The 18,849-nt window shown below is 73.6% G+C and carries 17 protein-coding genes and 1 tRNA gene; 16 read left to right on the forward strand and 2 right to left on the reverse strand.

Features of this window, described 5'->3' with window-relative positions:
- Positions 1-183 precede the first annotated feature (183 nt).
- The 8 genes from RF647_RS07150 to RF647_RS07185 all read left to right on the forward strand — a co-directional run bounded on the left by RF647_RS07150 (position 184) and on the right by RF647_RS07185 (position 7,327).
- Positions 184-1,077, forward strand: coding sequence for a ParA family protein (locus RF647_RS07150; protein ID WP_017833723.1), 894 nt, complete (start codon positions 184-186; stop codon positions 1,075-1,077).
- A complete protein-coding gene (locus RF647_RS07155; protein WP_368811151.1) occupies positions 1,077-1,961 on the forward strand; it encodes a ScpA family protein in 885 nt (294 codons plus the stop codon). The genes RF647_RS07150 and RF647_RS07155 overlap by 1 nt, the downstream gene beginning before the upstream one ends.
- Entirely contained in the window at positions 1,958-2,572 is a 615-nt protein-coding gene (scpB, locus tag RF647_RS07160) for an SMC-Scp complex subunit ScpB (protein ID WP_368811152.1), read from the forward strand. Before RF647_RS07155 ends, scpB begins: the two co-directional genes overlap by 4 nt.
- A gap of 9 nt (positions 2,573-2,581) precedes the next feature.
- Positions 2,582-3,673 carry a pseudouridine synthase gene (locus RF647_RS07165; protein ID WP_368811153.1) on the forward strand — a complete coding sequence of 364 codons (1,092 nt, stop codon included), beginning with the start codon at positions 2,582-2,584 and terminating at the stop codon, positions 3,671-3,673.
- 9 nt (positions 3,674-3,682) lie between these two features.
- Positions 3,683-4,807: a prephenate dehydrogenase gene (locus RF647_RS07170; protein WP_368811154.1), complete on the forward strand. Its 1,125-nt coding sequence runs from the start codon at positions 3,683-3,685 to the stop codon at positions 4,805-4,807.
- The gene (gene cmk, locus RF647_RS07175; protein ID WP_368811155.1) at positions 4,804-5,541 is read left to right on the forward strand and encodes a (d)CMP kinase; all 738 of its coding nucleotides are present in this window, start codon (positions 4,804-4,806) and stop codon (positions 5,539-5,541) included. The genes RF647_RS07170 and cmk overlap by 4 nt, the downstream gene beginning before the upstream one ends.
- 73 nt (positions 5,542-5,614) lie before the next feature.
- Positions 5,615-7,174, forward strand: coding sequence for a ribosome biogenesis GTPase Der (der, locus tag RF647_RS07180; RefSeq protein WP_017833717.1), 1,560 nt, complete (start codon positions 5,615-5,617; stop codon positions 7,172-7,174).
- 79 nt (positions 7,175-7,253) lie between these two features.
- Positions 7,254-7,327, forward strand: a tRNA-Pro gene (locus RF647_RS07185).
- An 84-nt stretch (positions 7,328-7,411) separates the two neighbouring features.
- Here the strand turns inward: RF647_RS07185 and RF647_RS07190 are convergent.
- Positions 7,412-8,332, reverse strand: coding sequence for a PfkB family carbohydrate kinase (locus tag RF647_RS07190; protein ID WP_368811156.1), 921 nt, complete (start codon positions 8,330-8,332; stop codon positions 7,412-7,414).
- A gap of 191 nt (positions 8,333-8,523) precedes the next feature.
- Between RF647_RS07190 and RF647_RS07195 the strand changes: the two genes are divergently transcribed.
- The 6 genes from RF647_RS07195 (at position 8,524) to RF647_RS07220 (ending at position 12,689) form a co-directional block, all read left to right on the forward strand.
- On the forward strand, positions 8,524-9,522 hold the full coding sequence (locus RF647_RS07195) for an adenosine deaminase (protein ID WP_368811157.1): 999 nt from the start codon (positions 8,524-8,526) through the stop codon (positions 9,520-9,522).
- A 94-nt stretch (positions 9,523-9,616) separates the two neighbouring features.
- Positions 9,617-10,003, forward strand: a complete 387-nt coding sequence (gene gcvH, locus RF647_RS07200; RefSeq protein WP_368811158.1) for a glycine cleavage system protein GcvH — start codon at positions 9,617-9,619, stop codon at positions 10,001-10,003.
- A 189-nt stretch (positions 10,004-10,192) separates the two neighbouring features.
- Positions 10,193-10,648, forward strand: a complete 456-nt coding sequence (locus RF647_RS07205) for an FHA domain-containing protein (RefSeq protein ID WP_368811159.1) — start codon at positions 10,193-10,195, stop codon at positions 10,646-10,648.
- 9 nt (positions 10,649-10,657) lie between these two features.
- Positions 10,658-11,404 (forward strand): MerR family transcriptional regulator, encoded by a 747-nt coding sequence (locus RF647_RS07210; RefSeq protein ID WP_368811160.1) that lies wholly within the window; start codon positions 10,658-10,660, stop codon positions 11,402-11,404.
- 22 nt (positions 11,405-11,426) lie between these two features.
- Entirely contained in the window at positions 11,427-11,930 is a 504-nt protein-coding gene (locus RF647_RS07215) for a bifunctional nuclease family protein (protein ID WP_031283123.1), read from the forward strand.
- Positions 11,931-12,104: 174 nt separating this feature from the next.
- Positions 12,105-12,689: a MerR family transcriptional regulator gene (locus RF647_RS07220; RefSeq protein WP_017833710.1), complete on the forward strand. Its 585-nt coding sequence runs from the start codon at positions 12,105-12,107 to the stop codon at positions 12,687-12,689.
- Between the two features lie 10 nt (positions 12,690-12,699).
- Here the strand turns inward: RF647_RS07220 and RF647_RS07225 are convergent, their stop codons facing one another.
- Entirely contained in the window at positions 12,700-13,488 is a 789-nt protein-coding gene (locus RF647_RS07225; RefSeq protein ID WP_368811161.1) for a ParA family protein, read from the reverse strand.
- 349 nt (positions 13,489-13,837) lie between these two features.
- Between RF647_RS07225 and RF647_RS07230 the strand changes: the two genes are divergently transcribed.
- Both RF647_RS07230 and RF647_RS07235 read left to right on the forward strand, forming a co-directional pair.
- Positions 13,838-17,290, forward strand: a complete 3,453-nt coding sequence (locus RF647_RS07230) for a pyruvate carboxylase (RefSeq protein ID WP_368811162.1) — start codon at positions 13,838-13,840, stop codon at positions 17,288-17,290.
- 88 nt (positions 17,291-17,378) lie between these two features.
- Positions 17,379-18,836: a mycothione reductase gene (locus RF647_RS07235; protein ID WP_368811163.1), complete on the forward strand. Its 1,458-nt coding sequence runs from the start codon at positions 17,379-17,381 to the stop codon at positions 18,834-18,836.
- Positions 18,837-18,849: the final 13 nt, after the last annotated feature.

The raw sequence follows: 18,849 nt of genomic DNA on the forward strand, positions 1-18,849 counted from the left end.
CGCGGGCCGTCGTCGTCCGCCGGCTCCACCGCGCCCGGGAATTCGGGGCCGCACGGCGGCGGCGGTACCCTGGTAGCTGATCGAGTCCAGGAAAACCCCAGGTCGGCCCGTCCGGCCCGGGCCGCCCCGTGCCCGGGGCCGGTCCGCCCGAGCGCGACCACGAACGAAAGAGCGGTGCCACGAGTGAGCCAGCAGAGCGACGAGAGGAACCCCGGCACGGGCGAGGCCGGGACGGGAACCGTCGGCCTGACCGGCCGTCCCGCCCGCGACTTCCCCGAGCCGCCCGAGCTCTCCACCCACGGGCCCGCCCGGATCATCGCGATGGTCAACCAGAAGGGAGGGGTCGGGAAGACCACCTCGACCATCAACCTCGGCGCGGCGCTCGCCGAGCTGGGGCGCAAGGTCCTGCTCGTCGACTTCGATCCGCAGGGCGCCCTCTCCGCCGGCCTCGGCGCCAACCCGCACGAGCTGGAGCTGACGGTCTACAACGTCATGATGGACCGCTCCGTGGACGTCTGGGACGTGGTCCAGGAGACCGACGTCGAGGGCGTCGACCTGCTCCCCGCGAACATCGACCTCTCCGCGGCGGAGGTGCAGCTCGTCACCGAGGTGGCCCGCGAGCAGGTGCTGGCCAGTGCCCTGCGCAAGCTCGAGGAGCACTACGACGTCATCATCATCGACTGCCAGCCCTCGCTGGGGCTGCTGACGGTCAACGCGCTGACCGCCGCGCACGGGGTGGTCATCCCGCTCATCGCGGAGTTCTTCGCCCTGCGCGCCGTGGCGCTGCTCGTGGACTCCATCGAGAAGGTCCAGGACCGGCTCAACCCCCGCCTGCAGATCGACGGGGTGCTCGCCACGATGTTCGACTCCCGGACCCTGCACTCCCGCGAGGTCATGGCCCGGATCGTGGACGCCTTCGGCGACAAGGTCTTCGACACCGTCATCAAGCGCACCGTGAAGTTCCCGGACGCCACGGTGGCCGCCGAGCCCATCCTCTCCTTCGCCACGGCCCACCAGGGCGCCGAGTCCTACCGTCAGCTGGCGCGGGAGCTCATCTCGCGCGGCGGCGCACCCTGATGCACCCCGAGGAGCCGCCGGTCCCCGAGGGTCCCGGCGGCTTCGCGGTGCGGCTGGAGGACTTCGCGGGGCCCTTCGAGGTGCTGCTCTCCCTGATCGCCAAGCACGAACTGGACATCACCCGGATCGCGCTGGCCACCGTCACGGACGAGTTCCTCCAGTACGTGCGTGCCCTGCACGAGATCGGCTCGACCCGCGCGCTCGACGAGGCCAGCGAGTTCCTCGTGGTCGCCGCGACGCTCCTGGACCTCAAGGCCGCCCGGCTGCTGCCGCGCGGGGAGGTCGAGGACGAGGAGGACGTGGCCCTGCTGGAGGCGCGGGACCTGCTCTTCGCCCGGCTGCTGCAGTACAAGGCGTTCAAGGAGGTGGCCGTGCTGCTCGACGAGCGGATGCGGGCCGAGTCCACCCGCCTGCCCCGGTCGGTGCCGCTGGACCCGGAGGTGGCGGACGTGCTGCCCGAGCTCGACTGGCGGACCACGCCGGAGCAGTTCGCCGAGATCGCCCGCTCCGTCTTCGTGCCCCGCCCCGGGGCGCCCGCGGAGGTCGGGGTGGACCACCTGCACGGGGCCGCCGTGACGGTCCGGGACGAGGCGGAGATCCTCGCCGGGCTGCTCGAGGACGGAGCCCCGCGCTCCTTCCGGGTGCTCGTCGCGGACGCCGGGTCCACCCTCGCGGTGGTCGTGCGGTTCCTGGCGCTGCTCGAGATGTACCGGGACGCGGTGCTCGAGCTCGCCCAGGAGCAGCCGCTGGGGGAGCTGACGGTCCGCTGGACCGGGGCGGGCACCGGGTGGACCGCCGACCGGCTGTCCGAGGACGCCGCGGGACCGGCGGCCGTCGTCGCGGCCCCGGACGGGGTCCCGGCCGCCTCGGTGGCCCCGGCGTGAGCCCCGCGGCCGAGGGTGGACCGGACCTCGAGGCGCTGCCCGGCGGGGTCCGGGCCGCCGTCGAGGCGATCCTGATGGTGGCCGACGAGCCCGTCAGCGAGTACGAGATCGCAGCCGTCCTCGTGGTCCCGGTCGCCTCCGTGCAGCGGGTCCTCGACCGGCTCCGCGCGGAGTACGACGGCGTCGCCGCCGATCCGGGGTATGATGGGACGTTGGCGCCGCGCGGGTTCGAGCTGCGCAGCACCGGTGCCGGCTGGCGGATCCACTCGCGCAGCGAGTTCGCCCCCGTCGTCTCCGCGTTCGTCGCGGAGGGACAGACCGCCCGGCTGTCGCAGGCGGCCCTGGAGACCCTGGCCGTCGTGGCCTACCGCCAGCCCGTGAGCCGGGGGCGCATCTCCGCGATCCGCGGGGTCAACGTCGACGGCGTCGTCCGCACGCTCGTGCAGCGAGGCCTGATCCGCGAGCTCGAGCGGGACGGCGAGTCCGGCGCCGTGCTCTACGGCACCACCACGTTCTTCCTGGAGAAGATGGGCATCGGCTCGCTCGACGAGCTCCCCGACATCGCCCCTCATCTGCCGGGCATCGACCAGATCGACCACTACGAGGACTGAGACACCACCATGGCCACTTCACGTTCATCATCCGGCCGCCCCGGGCCCGGCGGCCGCCGCGCCCCCGGCTCCCAGGGCGGCCAGAAGCCCCGCACCGGCCAGGGCGGCACGTCGTTCCAGGGAGGGAAGGGCGCTCCCGGCCGCGGCCCCGCCAAGGCCGGCGCCGGCAAGGGCGGTGCCGTCAAGGGTGGCGCCGCGAAGGGTGGCGCCGCCAGGGGCGGGTCCTCGACGGGCACCGGTCAGGACCGCGGTCCCCGCCCGTTCGCGTCCTCCGAGAAGAACGCCCGGCGGATGCCCGCCACCCCGTACCGCCCGCCGCACCGGAAGCGCCGGCCCAAGAACCCGCCCGTGGACCGGCTCGACCAGCACGACCCGGACGGGGTGCGGCTGCAGAAACTCATGGCCCAGGCCGGCGTGGCCTCGCGGCGGGTGTGCGAGGAGATGATCGAGGCCGGCCGCGTGCAGGTCAACGGGGAGACCATCACCGAGCTCGGCATCCGCGTGGACCCGGACACCGTCGAGATCCACGTCGACGGCGTCCGCGTGCAGCTCGACGAGAACCTCGTCTACTACGCCTTCAACAAGCCCGAGGGGGTGCTCTCCACCATGGAGGACCCCGAGGGCCGGCCGTGCGTGGCCGACTACCTCAACCAGCAGAAGAACGAGCGCGTCTTCCACGTGGGCCGCCTCGACGTCGAGACCGAGGGCCTCCTGCTGCTGACCAACGACGGCGAGCTGACCAACCGGCTCACCCACCCCTCCTACGAGGTCCCCAAGACCTACCTCGTGCAGGTCCGCGGGCCCATGGAGAAGGGCGTCGGCGCGGCCATGAAGGCCGGCATCGAGCTCGAGGACGGCATCGCCTCCGTCGACTCCTTCCGGCTCGTGGACTCCACGCCCGGCCACCTGCTGGTCGAGGTCGTCCTGCACTCCGGGCGCAACCGCATCGTGCGCCGGCTCTTCGACGCCGTGGGCCACCCCGTCGAGAAGCTCGTGCGCACCGAGGTCGGCCCCATCCGGATCGGGGACCAGCGCCAGGGGACCATCCGCCGCCTGTCGAAGACCGAGGTCGGGCACCTCCTCGCCTCGGTGGGCATGTAGGGAGCGCCCGTGACGCAGACCCCCACCGCACAGCCGCCCGCCGCGGCGACTGCCGGGCCCGTGCTCGTGGTCGGCGCCGGCCTGCTCGGCGCCAGCATCGGCCTGGGCCTGCGCCACCTCGGCGTGGACGTCTGGCTGCAGGACTCCTCGCCCACCGCCGAGGCCGTGGCCCAGGACATCGGCGCCGGCCGCTCCTGCCGCGCGGCGGGGGAGGACCGGGTGCCGGAGCCGGCCCTCGTCGTCGTCGCCACCCCGCCCGACGTCACCGCCGAGACCGTGGTCGAGGCGCTGGGGCGCCACCCGGAGGCGGTCGTCCTCGACATCGCCTCCGTGAAGGAGTCCGTGCTGGAGGACGTGCGCGCCCTGGGCGGGGACCTCGCCCGCTACGTGGGCACCCACCCCATGGCCGGGCGGGAGAAGTCGGGCCCCGTGGCCGCCCGCGGCGAGCTGTTCACGTCCATGCCCTGGGTCGTGTGCGACTCCGGCCGCTCCGCGCCCGCGGCGCTCGCCGCGGCGAAGAACCTGGCCGTGGACCTCGGGGCGACGGTCACGTTCATGGACGCCCGCGAGCACGACGCGACCGTGGCGCTGATCTCCCACCTGCCGCAGGTGATGTCCTCCCTGCTGGCCTCCCGGCTGCAGGACACCCCGCTGCACCACCTGTCCCTCGCGGGCCAGGGGCTGCGGGACACCACCCGCATCGCCGCCTCCGACCCGGGCCTGTGGGTGCAGATCCTCTCCGCGAACGCCGCTCCCGTGGTGGCGTCCCTGCACGGGGTGCGCGAGGACCTCGACCGGCTCATCGCCACGCTCGAGGCCCCGCGGGCCCCGGGCGCCCGGCTGGACATCGCCCAGCTGATGTCGGAGGGCAACGCCGGCCGGGCCCGGATCCCGGGCAAGCACGGCGGCGCGCCCCGCGCGTTCGCGACCCTCACGGTGCTCGTCGGGGACGTCCCCGGGCAGATCGCCCGGCTGCTCACCGAGATCGGGGAGATCGGCGTCAACCTCGAGGACCTGCGCCTCGAGCACTCCCCGGGCCAGCCCGTGGGCCTCGTGGAGGTCTCCGTGCTGCCCAACCGCCGCAAGGAACTCGTCGAGGCGCTCCAGGAGCGCGGATGGAAGGTCGTGCAGTGAACACCGGAACGAACACCGCCCGCAGCGCAGCACCCGGCACCGGGGCGCCGGCCGCCGCCGGCCGGCAGCTGGTCGTCGCCATCGACGGGCCCTCCGGCTCCGGCAAGTCCAGCGTGTCCAAGGAGGTGGCCCGCCGCTTCGGCCTCGCCTACCTGGACACGGGCGCGATGTACCGCGCGCTGACGTGGTGGTGCCTCGACCGCGGGGTGGACCTCTCCGACGGCGGCGCCGTGGTCGAGGCCGCCCGCTCCTTCCCGCTCGCCCAGGGCACCGACCCCGACCGGGAGCTGGTGTTCGTGGGCGGGACCGACGTGGGCGTCGAGATCCGCGGCGCCCGGGTGACCGAGGCGGTCAGCGCCGTGGCCACCAACCAGGCCGCGCGGGCGGTGCTGGTGGCCCGCCAGCAGGAGCTCATCGCGGAGAGCGGCCGGCGGATCGTGGCCGAGGGCCGGGACACCACCACCGTGGTGGCCCCGGACGCCGACGCCCGGATCCTGCTCACCGCCGACGAACGGGCCCGGATGGCCCGGCGCGGCCTGCAGAACGGCGGCGTCGAGGACGCCGAGCAGCTGCGGGCCCGGGTCGTGGGCCGGGACGCCAAGGACGCCACGGTCGTGAACTTCACCGAGGCCGCCGGCGGCGTCGTGACGATCGACTCCTCCGAGCTCACCGTGGAGCAGACGGTCCAGGCCGTCATCGACGTGGTCGTCCGGGCCGCGGGCCGCTCCGCCTGAACCCCTCCGCCCCGCCTCCCCCGACATTTTTCCGCACCCCGACCGGCCGCACCCGGCCCAGCGAAGGACAGCCATGACCGGCAACCCCGAGAACTCCGCGCACGACACCGCCCACGACCCCTACGAGGCCGAGATCCTCGGCGGCACCACGGACGACGTCGCCCAGCGGCTCGCGGCCATCGACGACGACGAGGCCGAGCAGCGCGCGCAGGCGCTGCGGGCCGGGCTCGAGGACTACGAGCTCGACGAGGAGGACGCCGCGCTGCTCGCCGAGTGGGCGGAGGACGGGGACCAGGCCCCTGTGCGCCGGCCCGCCCCGGTGCTCGCCATCGTGGGCCGCCCCAACGTCGGCAAGTCGACCCTCGTCAACCGCATCCTCGGCCGGCGCGAGGCCGTCGTGGAGGACACCCCGGGCGTGACCCGGGACCGCGTCTCCTACCGGGCCACCTGGAACGGGCGCAACTTCACCCTCGTGGACACCGGCGGGTGGGAGTACGACGCCAAGGGCATCAACGCCCGCGTCGCCGAGCAGGCCGAGATGGCCGTGGAGTTCGCCGACGCCGTGCTGCTCGTGCTCGACGCCACCGTGGGCGTCACCGCCGCGGACGAGGCCATCGTGAAGATGCTGCGCAAGGTCCGGAAGCCGGTGATCCTGGTCGCCAACAAGGTGGACTCCCCGCAGCTCGAGGTCGAGGCCACCTACCTGTGGTCCCTCGGCATGGGGGAGCCGCACCCGGTGTCCGCCCTGCACGGGCGCGGCGCCGCCGACGTCCTCGACGCGGTCACGGACCTGCTGCCGGAGTTCTCCGCCGTGGCCGAGACCGAGCTGACCGGCGGGCCCCGCCGCGTGGCGCTCATCGGGCGCCCGAACGTGGGCAAGTCCTCGCTGCTCAACAAGCTGGCCGGCTCCGAGCGCGTCGTCGTGGATCCCCTGGCCGGGACCACCCGCGACCCCGTGGACGAGCTCATCGAGCTGGGCGGCAAGCCCTGGCGCTTCATCGACACCGCGGGCATCCGCCGCCGCGTGCACATGGCCCAGGGCGCGGACTTCTACGCGTCCCTGCGCACCCAGGCCGCCCTCGAGCGCGCGGAGGTGGCCGTGGTGCTGCTGGCCGCGGACGAGGTGCTCTCCGAGCAGGACGTCCGCATCCTGCAGCTGGCGGTGGACTCCGGCCGCGCCCTCGTGCTCGCCTTCAACAAGTGGGACCTCATGGACGAGGACCGCCGCTACTACCTGGAGCGGGAGATCGACCGCGACCTCGCGCACGTGGCCTGGGCGCCGCGGGTGAACGTCTCGGCGAAGACCGGCTGGCACAAGGACCGGCTGGTCCCCGCCCTGGAGACCGCCCTGGCCTCGTGGGACACCCGCGTCCCCACCGGCCGGCTCAACGCGTTCCTCGGCGAGATCGTGGCCGCCCACCCGCACCCCGTGCGCGGCGGCAAGCAGCCGCGCATCCTCTTCGGCACCCAGGCCTCCTCCCGGCCGCCGCGCTTCGTGCTGTTCACCACCGGTTTCCTCGACCCCGGGTACCGGCGGTTCATCACCCGCCGCCTCCGCGAGACCTTCGGTTTCGAGGGCACCCCCATCGAGGTGTCGATGCGCGTGCGGGAGAAGCGGAACCGGAAGCGCTGAGGCGCCCGCCGAGATGAATTCCGCCGGAGCTTGCTGTAATGTGATGCGAGTGCTCGGGGCGGGAACGTACTGAGCACTTCGGGCTGTGGCGCAGCTTGGTAGCGCACTTGACTGGGGGTCAAGGGGTCGCAGGTTCAAATCCTGTCAGCCCGACGATTCGAGGCCGGTGGACCGCGGGAACGCGGACCACCGGCCTTCTCTCGTTCCCCGGGACGGCGTCTCCGGCACCCGAGCTGCTTACCGCCGGGCCCGGGAGGCCGACTCCCGCAGCCGGTCCAGGTCGAGGTCCGGCCGCCCTCCGGCGGTGCCGACCACGTCGGCCGCCGCCGCCGCGGCCCACCAGGCGGCGGACTCCGGGCTCTCCCCGCGCAGCAGCGCGACGGTGAGCGCGGCCACGAACGAGTCGCCCGCCCCGGTGGGGTCCACGGGATCCTCGCCCAGGTGGGGCAGGAGCACGTGCCCGCTCGGCCAGGCGACCACGTCGCCCGCGCCGGTGGCCAGGGCGACGACGCGCGGGCCCTCCGCGAGCAGCGACTCCGCGGCCCGCACCGTCCCCGGCACGTCCTGCGGCGCCCAGCCCACCAGTGCCTCCGTCTCGGCGGTGTCGGCGCGCACCACGTCCGCGGTGGCCAGCACCCGCCGGCGCACCACCCCGTCCGCCGGGGCGCCGTCGGCCACCGTGAGCGCGCTCCCCGCCGCGGCCGCCTCGAGGGCCTCCGTCACGGCCGCCCCCGGCTGCTGCAGCTGGACCAGCACGGCGTCCGCCGAGCGCAGCAGGTCCCGGCTCGCGCGCACGTCCCCGGCGTGCAACAGCATCCGGGCGTCCACGTCCTCCAGCAGGCGGCGGACCCCGCGCGGCCCCACGAGGTCGACGAGCAGCGCGGTCGGGGCGCCGGCGCGACGCATCACGGCGCCGACGTCGATCCCGTCGGCCGCGGCCTGGGCGAGCACCTCCGCGCCGGCGGAGTCGGTGCCCACGACCCCCACCAGGGCGACCTCGGCGCCGAGCTGGCGGCACGCCACGGCCTGGTTCGCGCCCTTGCCGCCGAGCAGCTCCTGCCGCTCGAGCACGTCGGCGGCACCGCCCTCCGCAGGCAGCTCCGCCACGGTCAGCACGAGATCCCGTCCCACCTGTCCGACCACCACGACACCGGACATCCGGCACTCCTTTTCCTCCGAGCGGCTCCGCTCGCGAGCCTAGAGCACTCCGGCCGCGGAGCCGACGGCGGTCGCGCGGTGCGGGGCGACCCGGCCGCGGGGGCGGAGCCCGGCCGCCGACCGTGGCGCATACACTGCACGGGACGTCGAGTGCTCCGGTCCCCGGGGCCGACCACGAAGGAGCGCCGGAGTTGAACGACCTGCACACCCTGCCCAAGGCGGAGCTGCACCTGCACATCGAGGGCACCCTCGAGCCCGAGCTCGCGTTCGCGCTCGCCGCCAAGAACGGGGTGGAGCTGCCCTACGGCTCCGTCGAGGAGCTGCGGCGGCAGTACGACTTCGAGGACCTGTCTTCGTTCCTCGCGCTCTACTACGCCACGATGGCGGTGCTGCGCGACGCCTCCGACTTCGAGACGCTGACCCGGGCCTACCTCGAGCGCGCAGCGGCGCAGGGCCTGCGGCATGTCGACGTCTTCTTCGACCCGCAGGCGCACACCGCCCGGGGCGTGCCGCTCAGGACGGTGGTCGACGGCATCCGCGCCGGCCTCGACGCCGCCCGGGCCGAGCACGGCCTCACCAGCACGCTGCTGCTGTGCTTCCTGCGGGACCGGCCCGCCGCGGAGGCCGTCGAGCTCTTCGACTCCCTCGGGGACCAGCTGCCGCGCATCGACGGGATCGGCCTCGACTCGGCCGAGGTCGGCCATCCCCCGGCCCTCTTCGAGGAGGTCTACGCGCGGGCGCGGGCGGTCGGACTGCACGTCGTCGCCCACGCAGGGGAGGAGGCGGGCCCCGAGTACGTCCGGGAGGCCCTCGACGTGCTGCGCGTGGAGCGGGTGGACCACGGCATCCAGTGCCTGCGCGATCCCGAGCTCGTGGACCGCCTCGTCGCGGAGCGGGTCCCGCTCACCGTGTGCCCACTGTCCAACGTGCGGCTGCGCGTGGTCGACACGCTCGCCGACCACCCGGTCCTGGACATGCTCGAGCGCGGGCTGCTGGTCACCGTCAACTCGGACGACCCGGCCTACTTCGGCGGCTACGTAGGGGACGTCTTCCAGGACCTGCGCGACACGCTGGGGCTGACCGACGGGCAGGCCGCCGACCTGGCCCGCAACTCGGTGGACGCGTCCTTCGCGGGGACGGAGCGCAAGCGGGCGATCCACGCCGAGATCACCGCGTGGGAGGGGCGCTGAGCGGCCGGGACCCGCGACGCCCCGCGCCCCCGGGCCACGGGGACGTCTGTGCCATAATCGAGCCGACCGCACCCGCCGGACCAGGAGTCACCCCATGAGCAACATCCCCGCCGACCTGTCCTACACGGCCGAGCACGAGTGGATCGCGGGCCCCGACGCCGACGGCGCGGTGCGCATCGGGATCACCGACCACGCGCAGGGCGAGCTGGGCGACGTCGTGTTCGTCCAGTTGCCCGAGGTGGGGGAGAGCGTCGAGGCGGGCGCCTCCGTGGGCGAGATCGAGTCCACCAAGTCCGTGAGCGACATCTTCGCCCCGGTCTCCGGCGAGGTCACCGCGGTCAACGAGGCGCTCGAGGCCGAGCCCGGGACCGTGAACTCCGCCCCCTACGCGGAGGGCTGGCTGTTCGAGGTCCGCCCTTCCGGCGAGGACTACCGCTCCGGGCTGCTCGACGCCGAGGGGTACGCCGCCCAGCTCGACTGACCCGCGCAGGACCCGACCACGCGCGAGCCGGGACGTGTCCCGGCCGCCCCTCCGTGTCTCCACCACCCGGTACACTGACAAGCAACCGGGTGGCTCCGGCCGGTCGCCCGGGAACGGCCGGGACAGGAGGTCGCGGGGCAGGGGTCCCACGGGATCCGTCCACCAACACGTCACCAGTCGAGGGAAGAGATGTCCAGAACCCAGAACGGCTCGAACGCACCCCAGGGGGAGCCGGAGACCACGTCGATCCAGATCGTGGCCGAGGTCCTCTCGCACGCAGCTTCCCACAAGCTCTCCCCCGAGGAGAGCTCAGCGGTCTCCGCGCTCCCGCCCCGCAGCGCACTGCTCGTGGCCCACGACAGCGGCGGGTCCGGCTCACGCTTCCTGCTGGACCGGGACGAGGTCCCCGCCGGCCGCCACCCGTCCTCCGAGATCTTCCTGGACGACGTCACCGTCTCGCGCCGGCACGCGCGGTTCATCCGGCGCGGCGACACCTTCGAGATCATCGACTCCGGGTCCCTGAACGGCACCTACGTCAACGGCGACCGCGTGGACAGCGCGCAGCTGGACAACGGCGACGAGGTCCAGATCGGGAAGTTCCGGTTCACGTTCTACCGTTCGCTGCGCTCGCAGTCGGACCAGTAGAAGGGAGCCATGACCGACCCCGCGGAGACCGATCCCCACCGGGACGACGTCCAGCACGAGGCCCGGGTGGGCATCAGCGCCGTGCTCAAGGAGCTCGGCGAGGACCACCCCGGCATCACCGCCTCGAAGCTGCGCTTCCTGGAGGACAAGGGCCTGGTCCACCCGGCGCGCACCGCGTCCGGCTACCGCAAGTTCTCGCGCGCGGACGTGGACCGGCTGCGCCGGATCCTGGAGCTCCAGCGCGACCGCTACCTCCCGCTGAAGGTGATCCGGGAGCGGCTGGACGCCGACGAGGACGCCCGCGCCTACGACGCCCGGCGCACCGCGGAGCCCGCCGACCCGGTCACCGCCCCTCTGCCGGTCGTCAGCGCGCCGCGCACCTACAACCTCCGGGAGCTCGCCGCCCGCACGGGCGCCGGCATTCCGCTCGTCCGTGAGCTCGTGAGCTACGGGCTGATCCGGGAGCAGAACGGGGCCTTCGACGACCACGCCCTCGCCATCACCCGGGCGGCCCTCGCGCTCACGGCCCACGGCCTGGAACCGCGCCACCTGCGCCCCTTCAAGGCCGCCGCGGACCGGGAGCTGGGCCTCGTGGAGCGCGCCGTCGCGCCCCTGACCTCCCGCCGGGACGCCGCCTCGAGGGCCCGCGCGGTCGAGCGTGCCCAGGAGATCTCGGGGCTGTGCCTCACCATCCACACCTCGCTCGTGCGCTCGGAGATCGCCGCGCTCCAGGAGCGCGCCGCGGTGGAGGGCTGACGTGGCCGTGCACCAGGTCCTGATGGAGATCGCGGGCGTCCGCATGGACGTGCCGTCGGCGCAGCCCGTCGTCGTCCTCCGCGAGGTCGAGGGCGGACGGCACCTGCCGATCTGGATCGGCACGAACGAGGCGACGTCCATCGTCTTCGCCGTGCAGGGGATCGAGCCGCCCCGGCCCCTGACGCACGACCTCGTGCTGTCGGTGGCCACCGCGTTCGGGCGCACGCTCACCCGGGTGCGGATCCACACGGTGGAGGAGGGGGTCTTCCACGCCGCGCTCGAGTTCTCGGACGGCACGGTCGTCGACTCCCGCGCCTCGGACGCGATCGCCCTGGCCGCCCGCACCGACTGCCCCATCCTGTGCACCGAGACCGTCCTCGACGAGGCCGGTCTCGTGATGAGCGGGGACGGCGAACTGCGGGAGCCCTCCCCCCGCGCGGGGGAGGGGGAGCCGCAGCTGCCCCCCGAGACGCAGGTCGAGCAGTTCCGCGACTTCCTCGACAACGTCGACCCCGAGGACTTCTGAGCCGTCCCCGTCCGCCCGACACGGGGTCCGGGCCCCTGATGTCTTTGACCCCGTCCCCGGGGAGGTCTACCGTCATAAGGTGTACTCGAGGTGTTCCCGGGGGGATCCGGACGTCTCTGTGAGACCATCCACTCCCGGCGCCGCGAGCACCGGGTCCACGAGCGAGGAGGCGGCGTGAGCGAACGCGAGCAGCCCGGCGGCCCTCCGGCGCACGGCACCCAGGGCGTCCTCTTCGACGACTCCGTGATCCGGGACGAGTCCGTCGGCTACCGCGGCCCCACCGCCTGCAAGGCCGCGGGCATCACCTACCGGCAGCTCGACTACTGGGCGCGGACCGGTCTCGTGGAGCCCACCGTGCGCGGCGCCTCCGGGTCCGGCACGCAGCGGCTCTACAGCTTCCGCGACATCCTCGTCCTGAAGATCGTCAAGCGGCTCCTGGACACCGGCGTCTCCCTGCAGCAGATCCGCACCGCCGTGGGGGCGCTGCGCGCCCAGGGCGTGGAGGACCTGGCCCGGCTCACCATGATGAGCGACGGCGCCAGCGTCTACGCGTGCACGTCCCCCCACGAGGTCATCGACCTGGTGCAGGGCGGACAGGGCGTCTTCGGGATCGCCGTGGGCCGGGTGTGGCGCGAGGTCGAGGGGACCCTCGCGGCGCTCCCCGGGGAGCACACCGGAGCGGACCGTGCCCCCGCCCAGGAGCCGCTGCCCGGGGACGAGCTCTCCGAGCGCCGGGCCCGCCGGCAGAGCGCGGGTTGAGCCGGGCGGCTCAGGACGAGCCGTCGAGCAGGCCCTGCAGGATCGCCGTGTACCGCCCGGAGATGTCCTGGGCCTCCGCTCCCGGCCAGCGGTGGATCGGCCAGGCCGCGCCCTGCGCCTGCTGCCAGACGGGCAGGTCCGGGATCACCGGGCTGACCAGCAGGGGGCCGAACAGCTCCTGCAGCTCGTCCAGACGGTGACGGTGCTCCACCGACGAGTGCTGGACCTTGTTGACCACCACCCCGGCAGCCGGCACGGCCCACGTGCGGCTCTGCTCGAACTGGGCGATCGCCGTCATCGTGCGCTTGGTGCCCGCCACCGAGAACAGCGAGGGCTCCGCCACCGAGAGCACCTTGTCGCTGGCGGCCCACGCCGTGCGGGTCAGCGCGCTCAGGGTGGGCGGGCAGTCGACCAGCACCAGCTCGTACCCCTGGGCGCCGGAGAGCGCGCGCTCCAGCCGACCGAGGTCCTTCTCCCGGTACTCGGAGCGGTCGAGGTGGGACGAGCGGGCCGAGCCCGGTGCGACGTCGAGGGCCCTGCTGTCCAGGCCGGCCCGCACCGCCCAGGCCGAGGCCACCACCACGCGCTCGAGCGCTCCCCGGCGCGGCCTGCGCAGCACCTCTCCGATGTCGTGACCGCGCTCCGGGTGCACGCCCAGCCCGGTCGTGGCGTCGGCGTGCGGGTCGAGGTCCACCACCAGCGTGGGCACTCCCGCCTGCAGGGCCGCCGAGGCGATCCCCAGGGTCACGGAGGACTTGCCGACACCGCCCTTGAGGCTGCTGACGCTGACGATCTGCACGGAGGGGACACCCTTCGCTCGCGGGGAAACGGGAGGAACGCCTCCTCGGGTCCGGGATCGGGGGCCGCGGCGAGGAGACGGATGCGCCCATCGTAGCCGGGCGGGCGCGCTCCGCCCCGATCCGGCGCGGAGCCGCCCGCGGCCGCCCCGCCGTCCCGCGCCGCCGCCGTGTACGCTGACCACGACGTCGCTCTGTGACGGCAGTCACAGTGTGCCCCCGGGTGGCGTGGTTCACTGGTCAGGACCGCCCGCGGACGGCCATGCTGACCGTGTGCGCGACGTTGTACGACCTTCGACGAATCAGTGCCCGGGTGTCCGCCGAACGGCCCCGGGTGCGGAACGGGTGTTGATGTTCTCCAAGATCCTGGTGGCCAATCGCGGCGAGATCGCGATCCGTGCTTTCCGTGCCGCCTACGAGCTGGGCGCCAAGACGGTGGCGGTGTTCCCGTACGAGGACCGCAACTCGATCCACCGGCAGAAGGCCGACGAGGCGTACCGGATCGGGGAGGAGGGCCACCCCGTGCGGGCCTATCTCGACGTCGAGGAGATCGTCCGGGTGGCCAAGGAGTCCGGGGCGGACGCGATCTACCCCGGCTACGGGTTCCTCTCGGAGAACCCGGACCTGGCCCGTGCCGCCGCGCGCGAGGGCATCACCTTCGTCGGCCCGCGGGCCGAGATCCTGGAGCTGGCCGGCAACAAGGTCGCGGCGCTGAAGGCGGCGAAGCGGGCGGGGATCCCGACCCTCGCCTCCACGGAGCCCTCGGCGGACCCCGAGGAGCTGCTGGCGCAGGCGGAGGGCATCGGGTTCCCCATCTTCGTGAAGGCCGTGGCCGGCGGCGGGGGCCGTGGCATGCGCCGGGTGGAGACCCCCGAGGCGCTGCCCGAGGCGCTGGCCGCCGCGATGCGCGAGGCCGACACCGCCTTCGGCGACCCCACCGTCTTCCTGGAGCAGGCCGTGCTCCGGCCCCGCCACATCGAGGTGCAGATCCTCGCCGACAACGAGGGCGGGATGGTGCACCTGTTCGAGCGCGACTGCTCCCTGCAGCGCCGGCACCAGAAGGTCGTGGAGATCGCGCCGGCGCCGAACCTCGACGAGGGGATCCGCCAGGCCCTGCACCGGGACGCGGTGAAGTTCGCGAAGGAGCTCGGCTACGTCAACGCCGGCACCGTGGAGTTCCTGGTGGACACGGCCGGGGAGCGGGCGGGTCAGCACGTGTTCATCGAGATGAACCCGCGCATCCAGGTCGAGCACACGGTGACCGAGGAGATCACCGACGTCGACCTCGTCCAGTCGCAGCTGCGCATCGCCTCCGGGGAGACCCTGGCGGACCTGGGCATCGCCCAGGACGAGCTGGCCGTACGCGGGGCCGCCCTGCAGTGCCGGATCACCACCGAGGACCCGGCCAACGGGTTCCGCCCCGACGTCGGGAAGATCTCCGCCTACCGCTCCGCCGGCGGCGCGGGGGTGCGTCTGGACGGCGGCACGGTCTACGCCGGGGCGGAGATCTCCCCGCACTTCGACTCGATGCTGGTGAAGCTCACCTGCCGGGGCCGGGACTACGCCACCGCCGTGCACCGGTCCCAGCGTGCCCTGGCCGAGTTCCGGATCCGCGGGGTGTCCACCAACATCCAGTTCCTGCAGGCCGTGCTGGCCGACCCGGAGTTCCTCGCCGGCAACGTGGCCACCGACTTCATCGAGCGCCGCCCGGAGCTGCTCGAGGCCCGCACCTCCGGGGACCGCGCCACCAAGGCACTGACGTGGCTGGCCGAGGTCACGGTGAACCAGCCCAACGGGGAGCGGGTGGAGGGCATCGACCCGCGCACCAAGCTGCCCCACTACCCGGGCGACAAGCAGGACGAGCCGTTCCGCTCGCCCTTCGACGGACCCTCCGAGCACACCCCGCCGCCGGGGTGGCGGCAGCGGCTCGTCGAGCTCGGCCCCGAGGGGTTCGCCCGGGCCCTGCGGGAGCAGCAGGCGGTGGCGGTGACCTCGACGACGTTCCGGGACGCCCACCAGTCGCTGCTGGCCACCCGGGTGCGCACCCGTGACCTGCTGGCCGCGGCCCCGGCCTACGCCCACACGCTGCCGCAGCTGCTGTCCGTGGAGGCCTGGGGCGGGGCGACCTACGACGTCGCCCTGCGTTTCCTCGGGGAGGACCCGTGGGAGCGGCTGCGGCTGCTGCGGGAGGCGATGCCGAACATCCCGATCCAGATGCTGCTGCGCGGGCGCAACACCGTGGGCTACACCCCGTACCCGACCGAGGTGACGGACGCGTTCGTGGCCGAGGCCGCGGCCACCGGGGTGGACATCTTCCGGATCTTCGACGCCCTCAACGACGTGGAGCAGATGGCCCCGGCCATCGAGGCCGTGCGCAGGACGGGCACCGCGGTCGCCGAGGTCGCCCTCTGCTACACCGGGGACCTGCTCGACCCGGCCGAGGACCTCTACACCCTGGACTACTACCTCGAGCTCGCCCAGCAGTGCGTCGACGCCGGGGCCCACGTGCTGGCGATCAAGGACATGGCGGGGCTCCTGCGCCCCATGGCGGCGGCGAAGCTGGTGACCGCCCTGCGGGAGCGCTTCGACCTGCCCGTGCACCTGCACACCCACGACACCGCCGGCGGGCAGCTCGCCACGCTGATGGCCGCGATCGACGCGGGCGTGGACGCGGTGGACGTGGCCGAGGCCTCGATGGCCGGCACGACCTCCCAGGTGCCCGCCTCGGCGCTGATCGCAGCCCTGGCCCACACGGACCGGGACACCGGCATCCCCCTGGAGGCCGCGACCGCCCTGGAGCCCTACTGGGAGGTCATCCGCCGGATGTACGCCCCGTTCGAGTCCGGGCTCACCGCCCCGACCGGGCGCGTGTACCGGCACGAGATCCCCGGCGGGCAGCTGTCGAACCTGCGCCAGCAGGCCATCGCGCTGGGACTGGGGGAGCGGTTCGAGGCGATCGAGGACATGTACACCGCCGCCAACGCCATGCTCGGCAGGCTGGTCAAGGTCACCCCCTCGTCCAAGGTCGTGGGCGACCTCGCCCTGCAGCTGGTGGGCATGGGCGTGGACCCGGCCGAGTTCGAGACGAACCCGCAGAAGTTTGACATCCCCGACTCGGTGATCAGCTTCCTCGCCGGGGAGCTCGGCACGCCTCCCGGCGGGTGGCCCGAACCGTTCCGCTCCAAGGCCCTGGAGGGCCGCAACGTCAAGGTCGGGATCACGGAGCTGGCCCCGGAGGACTCGCAGGCCCTGGCCGGGGACTCAGCCACCCGGCGTGCCACGCTGAACCGGCTGCTGTTCGCCGGCCCGACGCGGGACTACGAGGCCAGCCGGGCGAAGTACGGCGAGCTGGCGCTGCTGCACACCCGGGACTTCCTCTACGGGCTGACCTCCGACCGGGAGCACGTGATCTCCCTCGGCAAGGGGGTGCGGCTGCTGGTGACCCTGCAGGCCATCTCGGAGCCGGACGACAAGGGCATGCGCACCGTGATGGTCACGCTCAACGGCCAGCCCCGGATGATCGAGGTCCGAGACACCTCGATCACCTCCTCGGTGCCCGAGACCGAGAAGGCCAACCCCACGGACCGCGGCCACGTGGCCGCCCCGTTCGCGGGGGCGGTGACCGTGACGGTGGCCGAGGGCGACACCGTGGAGGCGGGCGGCCAGGTGGCCACCATCGAGGCCATGAAGATGGAGGCCTCCATCACCGCCCCCACGGGCGGCACGGTCGCCCGGGTGGCCCTCAAGGGCGTCACCCAGGTCTCCGGCGGCGACCTCCTGCTGGCGCTCGACACCGCCGGCTGACCCGGCACGCCCGCACCGGCACCACGGACCCCGGGAGGGCCGCGGTGCCGGCGGGGGCCGCCCGGCGGCCGCGCATAGGATGGGCCGCATGCGGAAATTCGACCTCATCATCATCGGCTCCGGCTCGGGCAACTCGATCCTCACCGAGGACTACGAGGGCCTGGACGTCGCCATCATCGACGGCGGGACCTTCGGCGGCACCTGTCTCAACGTGGGCTGCATCCCGACGAAGATGTACGCGTACCCGGCGAGCGTGGCCCGCCGCGCCCAGGAGGCGGACCGGCTCGGCCTCGACGCCTCGGTGGACGGCGTGCGCTGGCGGGAGATGCGGGACCGGATCTTCGGGCGGATCGACGCGATCTCCCACGGCGGGCTCGAGTACCGCCGGACGTTGCCGCACGTGACGGTCTACGAGGAGCACGTGCGCTTCACCGCCCCGCGGACCCTGCGCACCGCCTCGGGGGAGGACCTCACGGCCGACCAGATCGTGGTGGCGTCCGGCTCGCGCCCGGTGCGGCCGGAGATCCCCGGGATCGACCTGCCCCAGGTGCACACCTCGGACACCGTGATGCGCATCGAGGAGATGCCCCGCCGCGTGGTGGTGGTCGGCGGCGGCTACATCGGCGCCGAGTTCGCCCACATCTTCTCCAGCCTCGGCGCGCGGGTGACCCAGGTCAACCGCTCGCACCGGATCCTGCGCTACCACGACCCGGAGATCGCCGAGCGGTTCGCCCGCGAGGCCTCCCGGCAGTGGAAGCTCGAGACGGGCTGGTCGCTGAGCGAGGTCGAGGAGTGGGACGGCGACGAGTGCGCCGTGATGGTCACCTTCCGCGACCCGCAGGACCCGGAGCTCGTCATGCGCCTGCCCGCGGACGTGGTGCTGGTGGCCACGGGCCGGCAGCCGAACACCGACGTGCTCGACGCCCGGGCGGGCGGCCTGGACGTGCGGCCGGACGGGCTGCTGGCCGTCGACGAGCACCAGCGCGCCCTCTCCGGGGGCCGCCCCGTCGAGGGCGTGTGGGCCCTGGGCGACATCAGCTCGCCCTACCAGCTCAAGCACGTGGCCAACGCCGAGGCCCGCACGGTGCAGCACAACCTCCTGCACCCCGGCGACCTCCGGGCCACCGACCACCGGTTCGTGCCCTCGGCCGTGTTCACCAGCCCGCAGATCGCCTCCGTCGGCATGACGCAGCAGGAGGCCGAGCAGTGGGCGGTCGAGCAGGGCAGCGAGATCACGGTCAAGGTGCAGGACTACGGGGCCACGGCCTACGGGTGGGCCATGGAGGACCGCACGGGGCTGTGCAAGCTGATCGCGGAGAAGGGCACCGGTCGCCTCCTGGGCGCGCACCTGATCGGGGAGGAGGCCTCCCTGCTCGTCCAGCCGCTGGTGCAGGCCATGTCCTTCGGCCTCGACGCGCACACGATGGCGCGCGGCCAGTACTGGATCCACCCCGCCCTCAGCGAGGTCGTCGAGAACGCCCTGCTGGGCCTCGACGTCCCCGAGCACTCACCGCTGTCCCCGGGGGCCCTCGTCGGCGGCCGGTGATCCCACCGGCCGC

Origin of the sequence: Kocuria sp. CPCC 205263 (assembly GCF_040981075.1) — a bacterium.
Lineage (GTDB): Bacteria > Actinomycetota > Actinomycetes > Actinomycetales > Micrococcaceae > Kocuria > Kocuria rosea.

Bases quoted from the DNA above. Each gene is read 5' to 3' on its own strand.
- RF647_RS07235 (WP_368811163.1), top strand. From the start codon at position 17,379: ATGCGGAAATTCGACCTCATCATCATCGGCTCCGGCTCGGGCAACTCG.
- der (WP_017833717.1), top strand. From the start codon at position 5,615: ATGACCGGCAACCCCGAGAACTCCGCGCACGACACCGCCCACGACCCC.
- RF647_RS07190 (WP_368811156.1), bottom strand. From the start codon at position 8,332: ATGTCCGGTGTCGTGGTGGTCGGACAGGTGGGACGGGATCTCGTGCTG.
- RF647_RS07205 (WP_368811159.1), top strand. From the start codon at position 10,193: ATGTCCAGAACCCAGAACGGCTCGAACGCACCCCAGGGGGAGCCGGAG.
- RF647_RS07215 (WP_031283123.1), top strand. From the start codon at position 11,427: ATGGAGATCGCGGGCGTCCGCATGGACGTGCCGTCGGCGCAGCCCGTC.
- RF647_RS07230 (WP_368811162.1), top strand. From the start codon at position 13,838: ATGTTCTCCAAGATCCTGGTGGCCAATCGCGGCGAGATCGCGATCCGT.
- RF647_RS07210 (WP_368811160.1), top strand. From the start codon at position 10,658: ATGACCGACCCCGCGGAGACCGATCCCCACCGGGACGACGTCCAGCAC.
- RF647_RS07165 (WP_368811153.1), top strand. From the start codon at position 2,582: ATGGCCACTTCACGTTCATCATCCGGCCGCCCCGGGCCCGGCGGCCGC.
- gcvH (WP_368811158.1), top strand. From the start codon at position 9,617: ATGAGCAACATCCCCGCCGACCTGTCCTACACGGCCGAGCACGAGTGG.
- RF647_RS07155 (WP_368811151.1), top strand. From the start codon at position 1,077: ATGCACCCCGAGGAGCCGCCGGTCCCCGAGGGTCCCGGCGGCTTCGCG.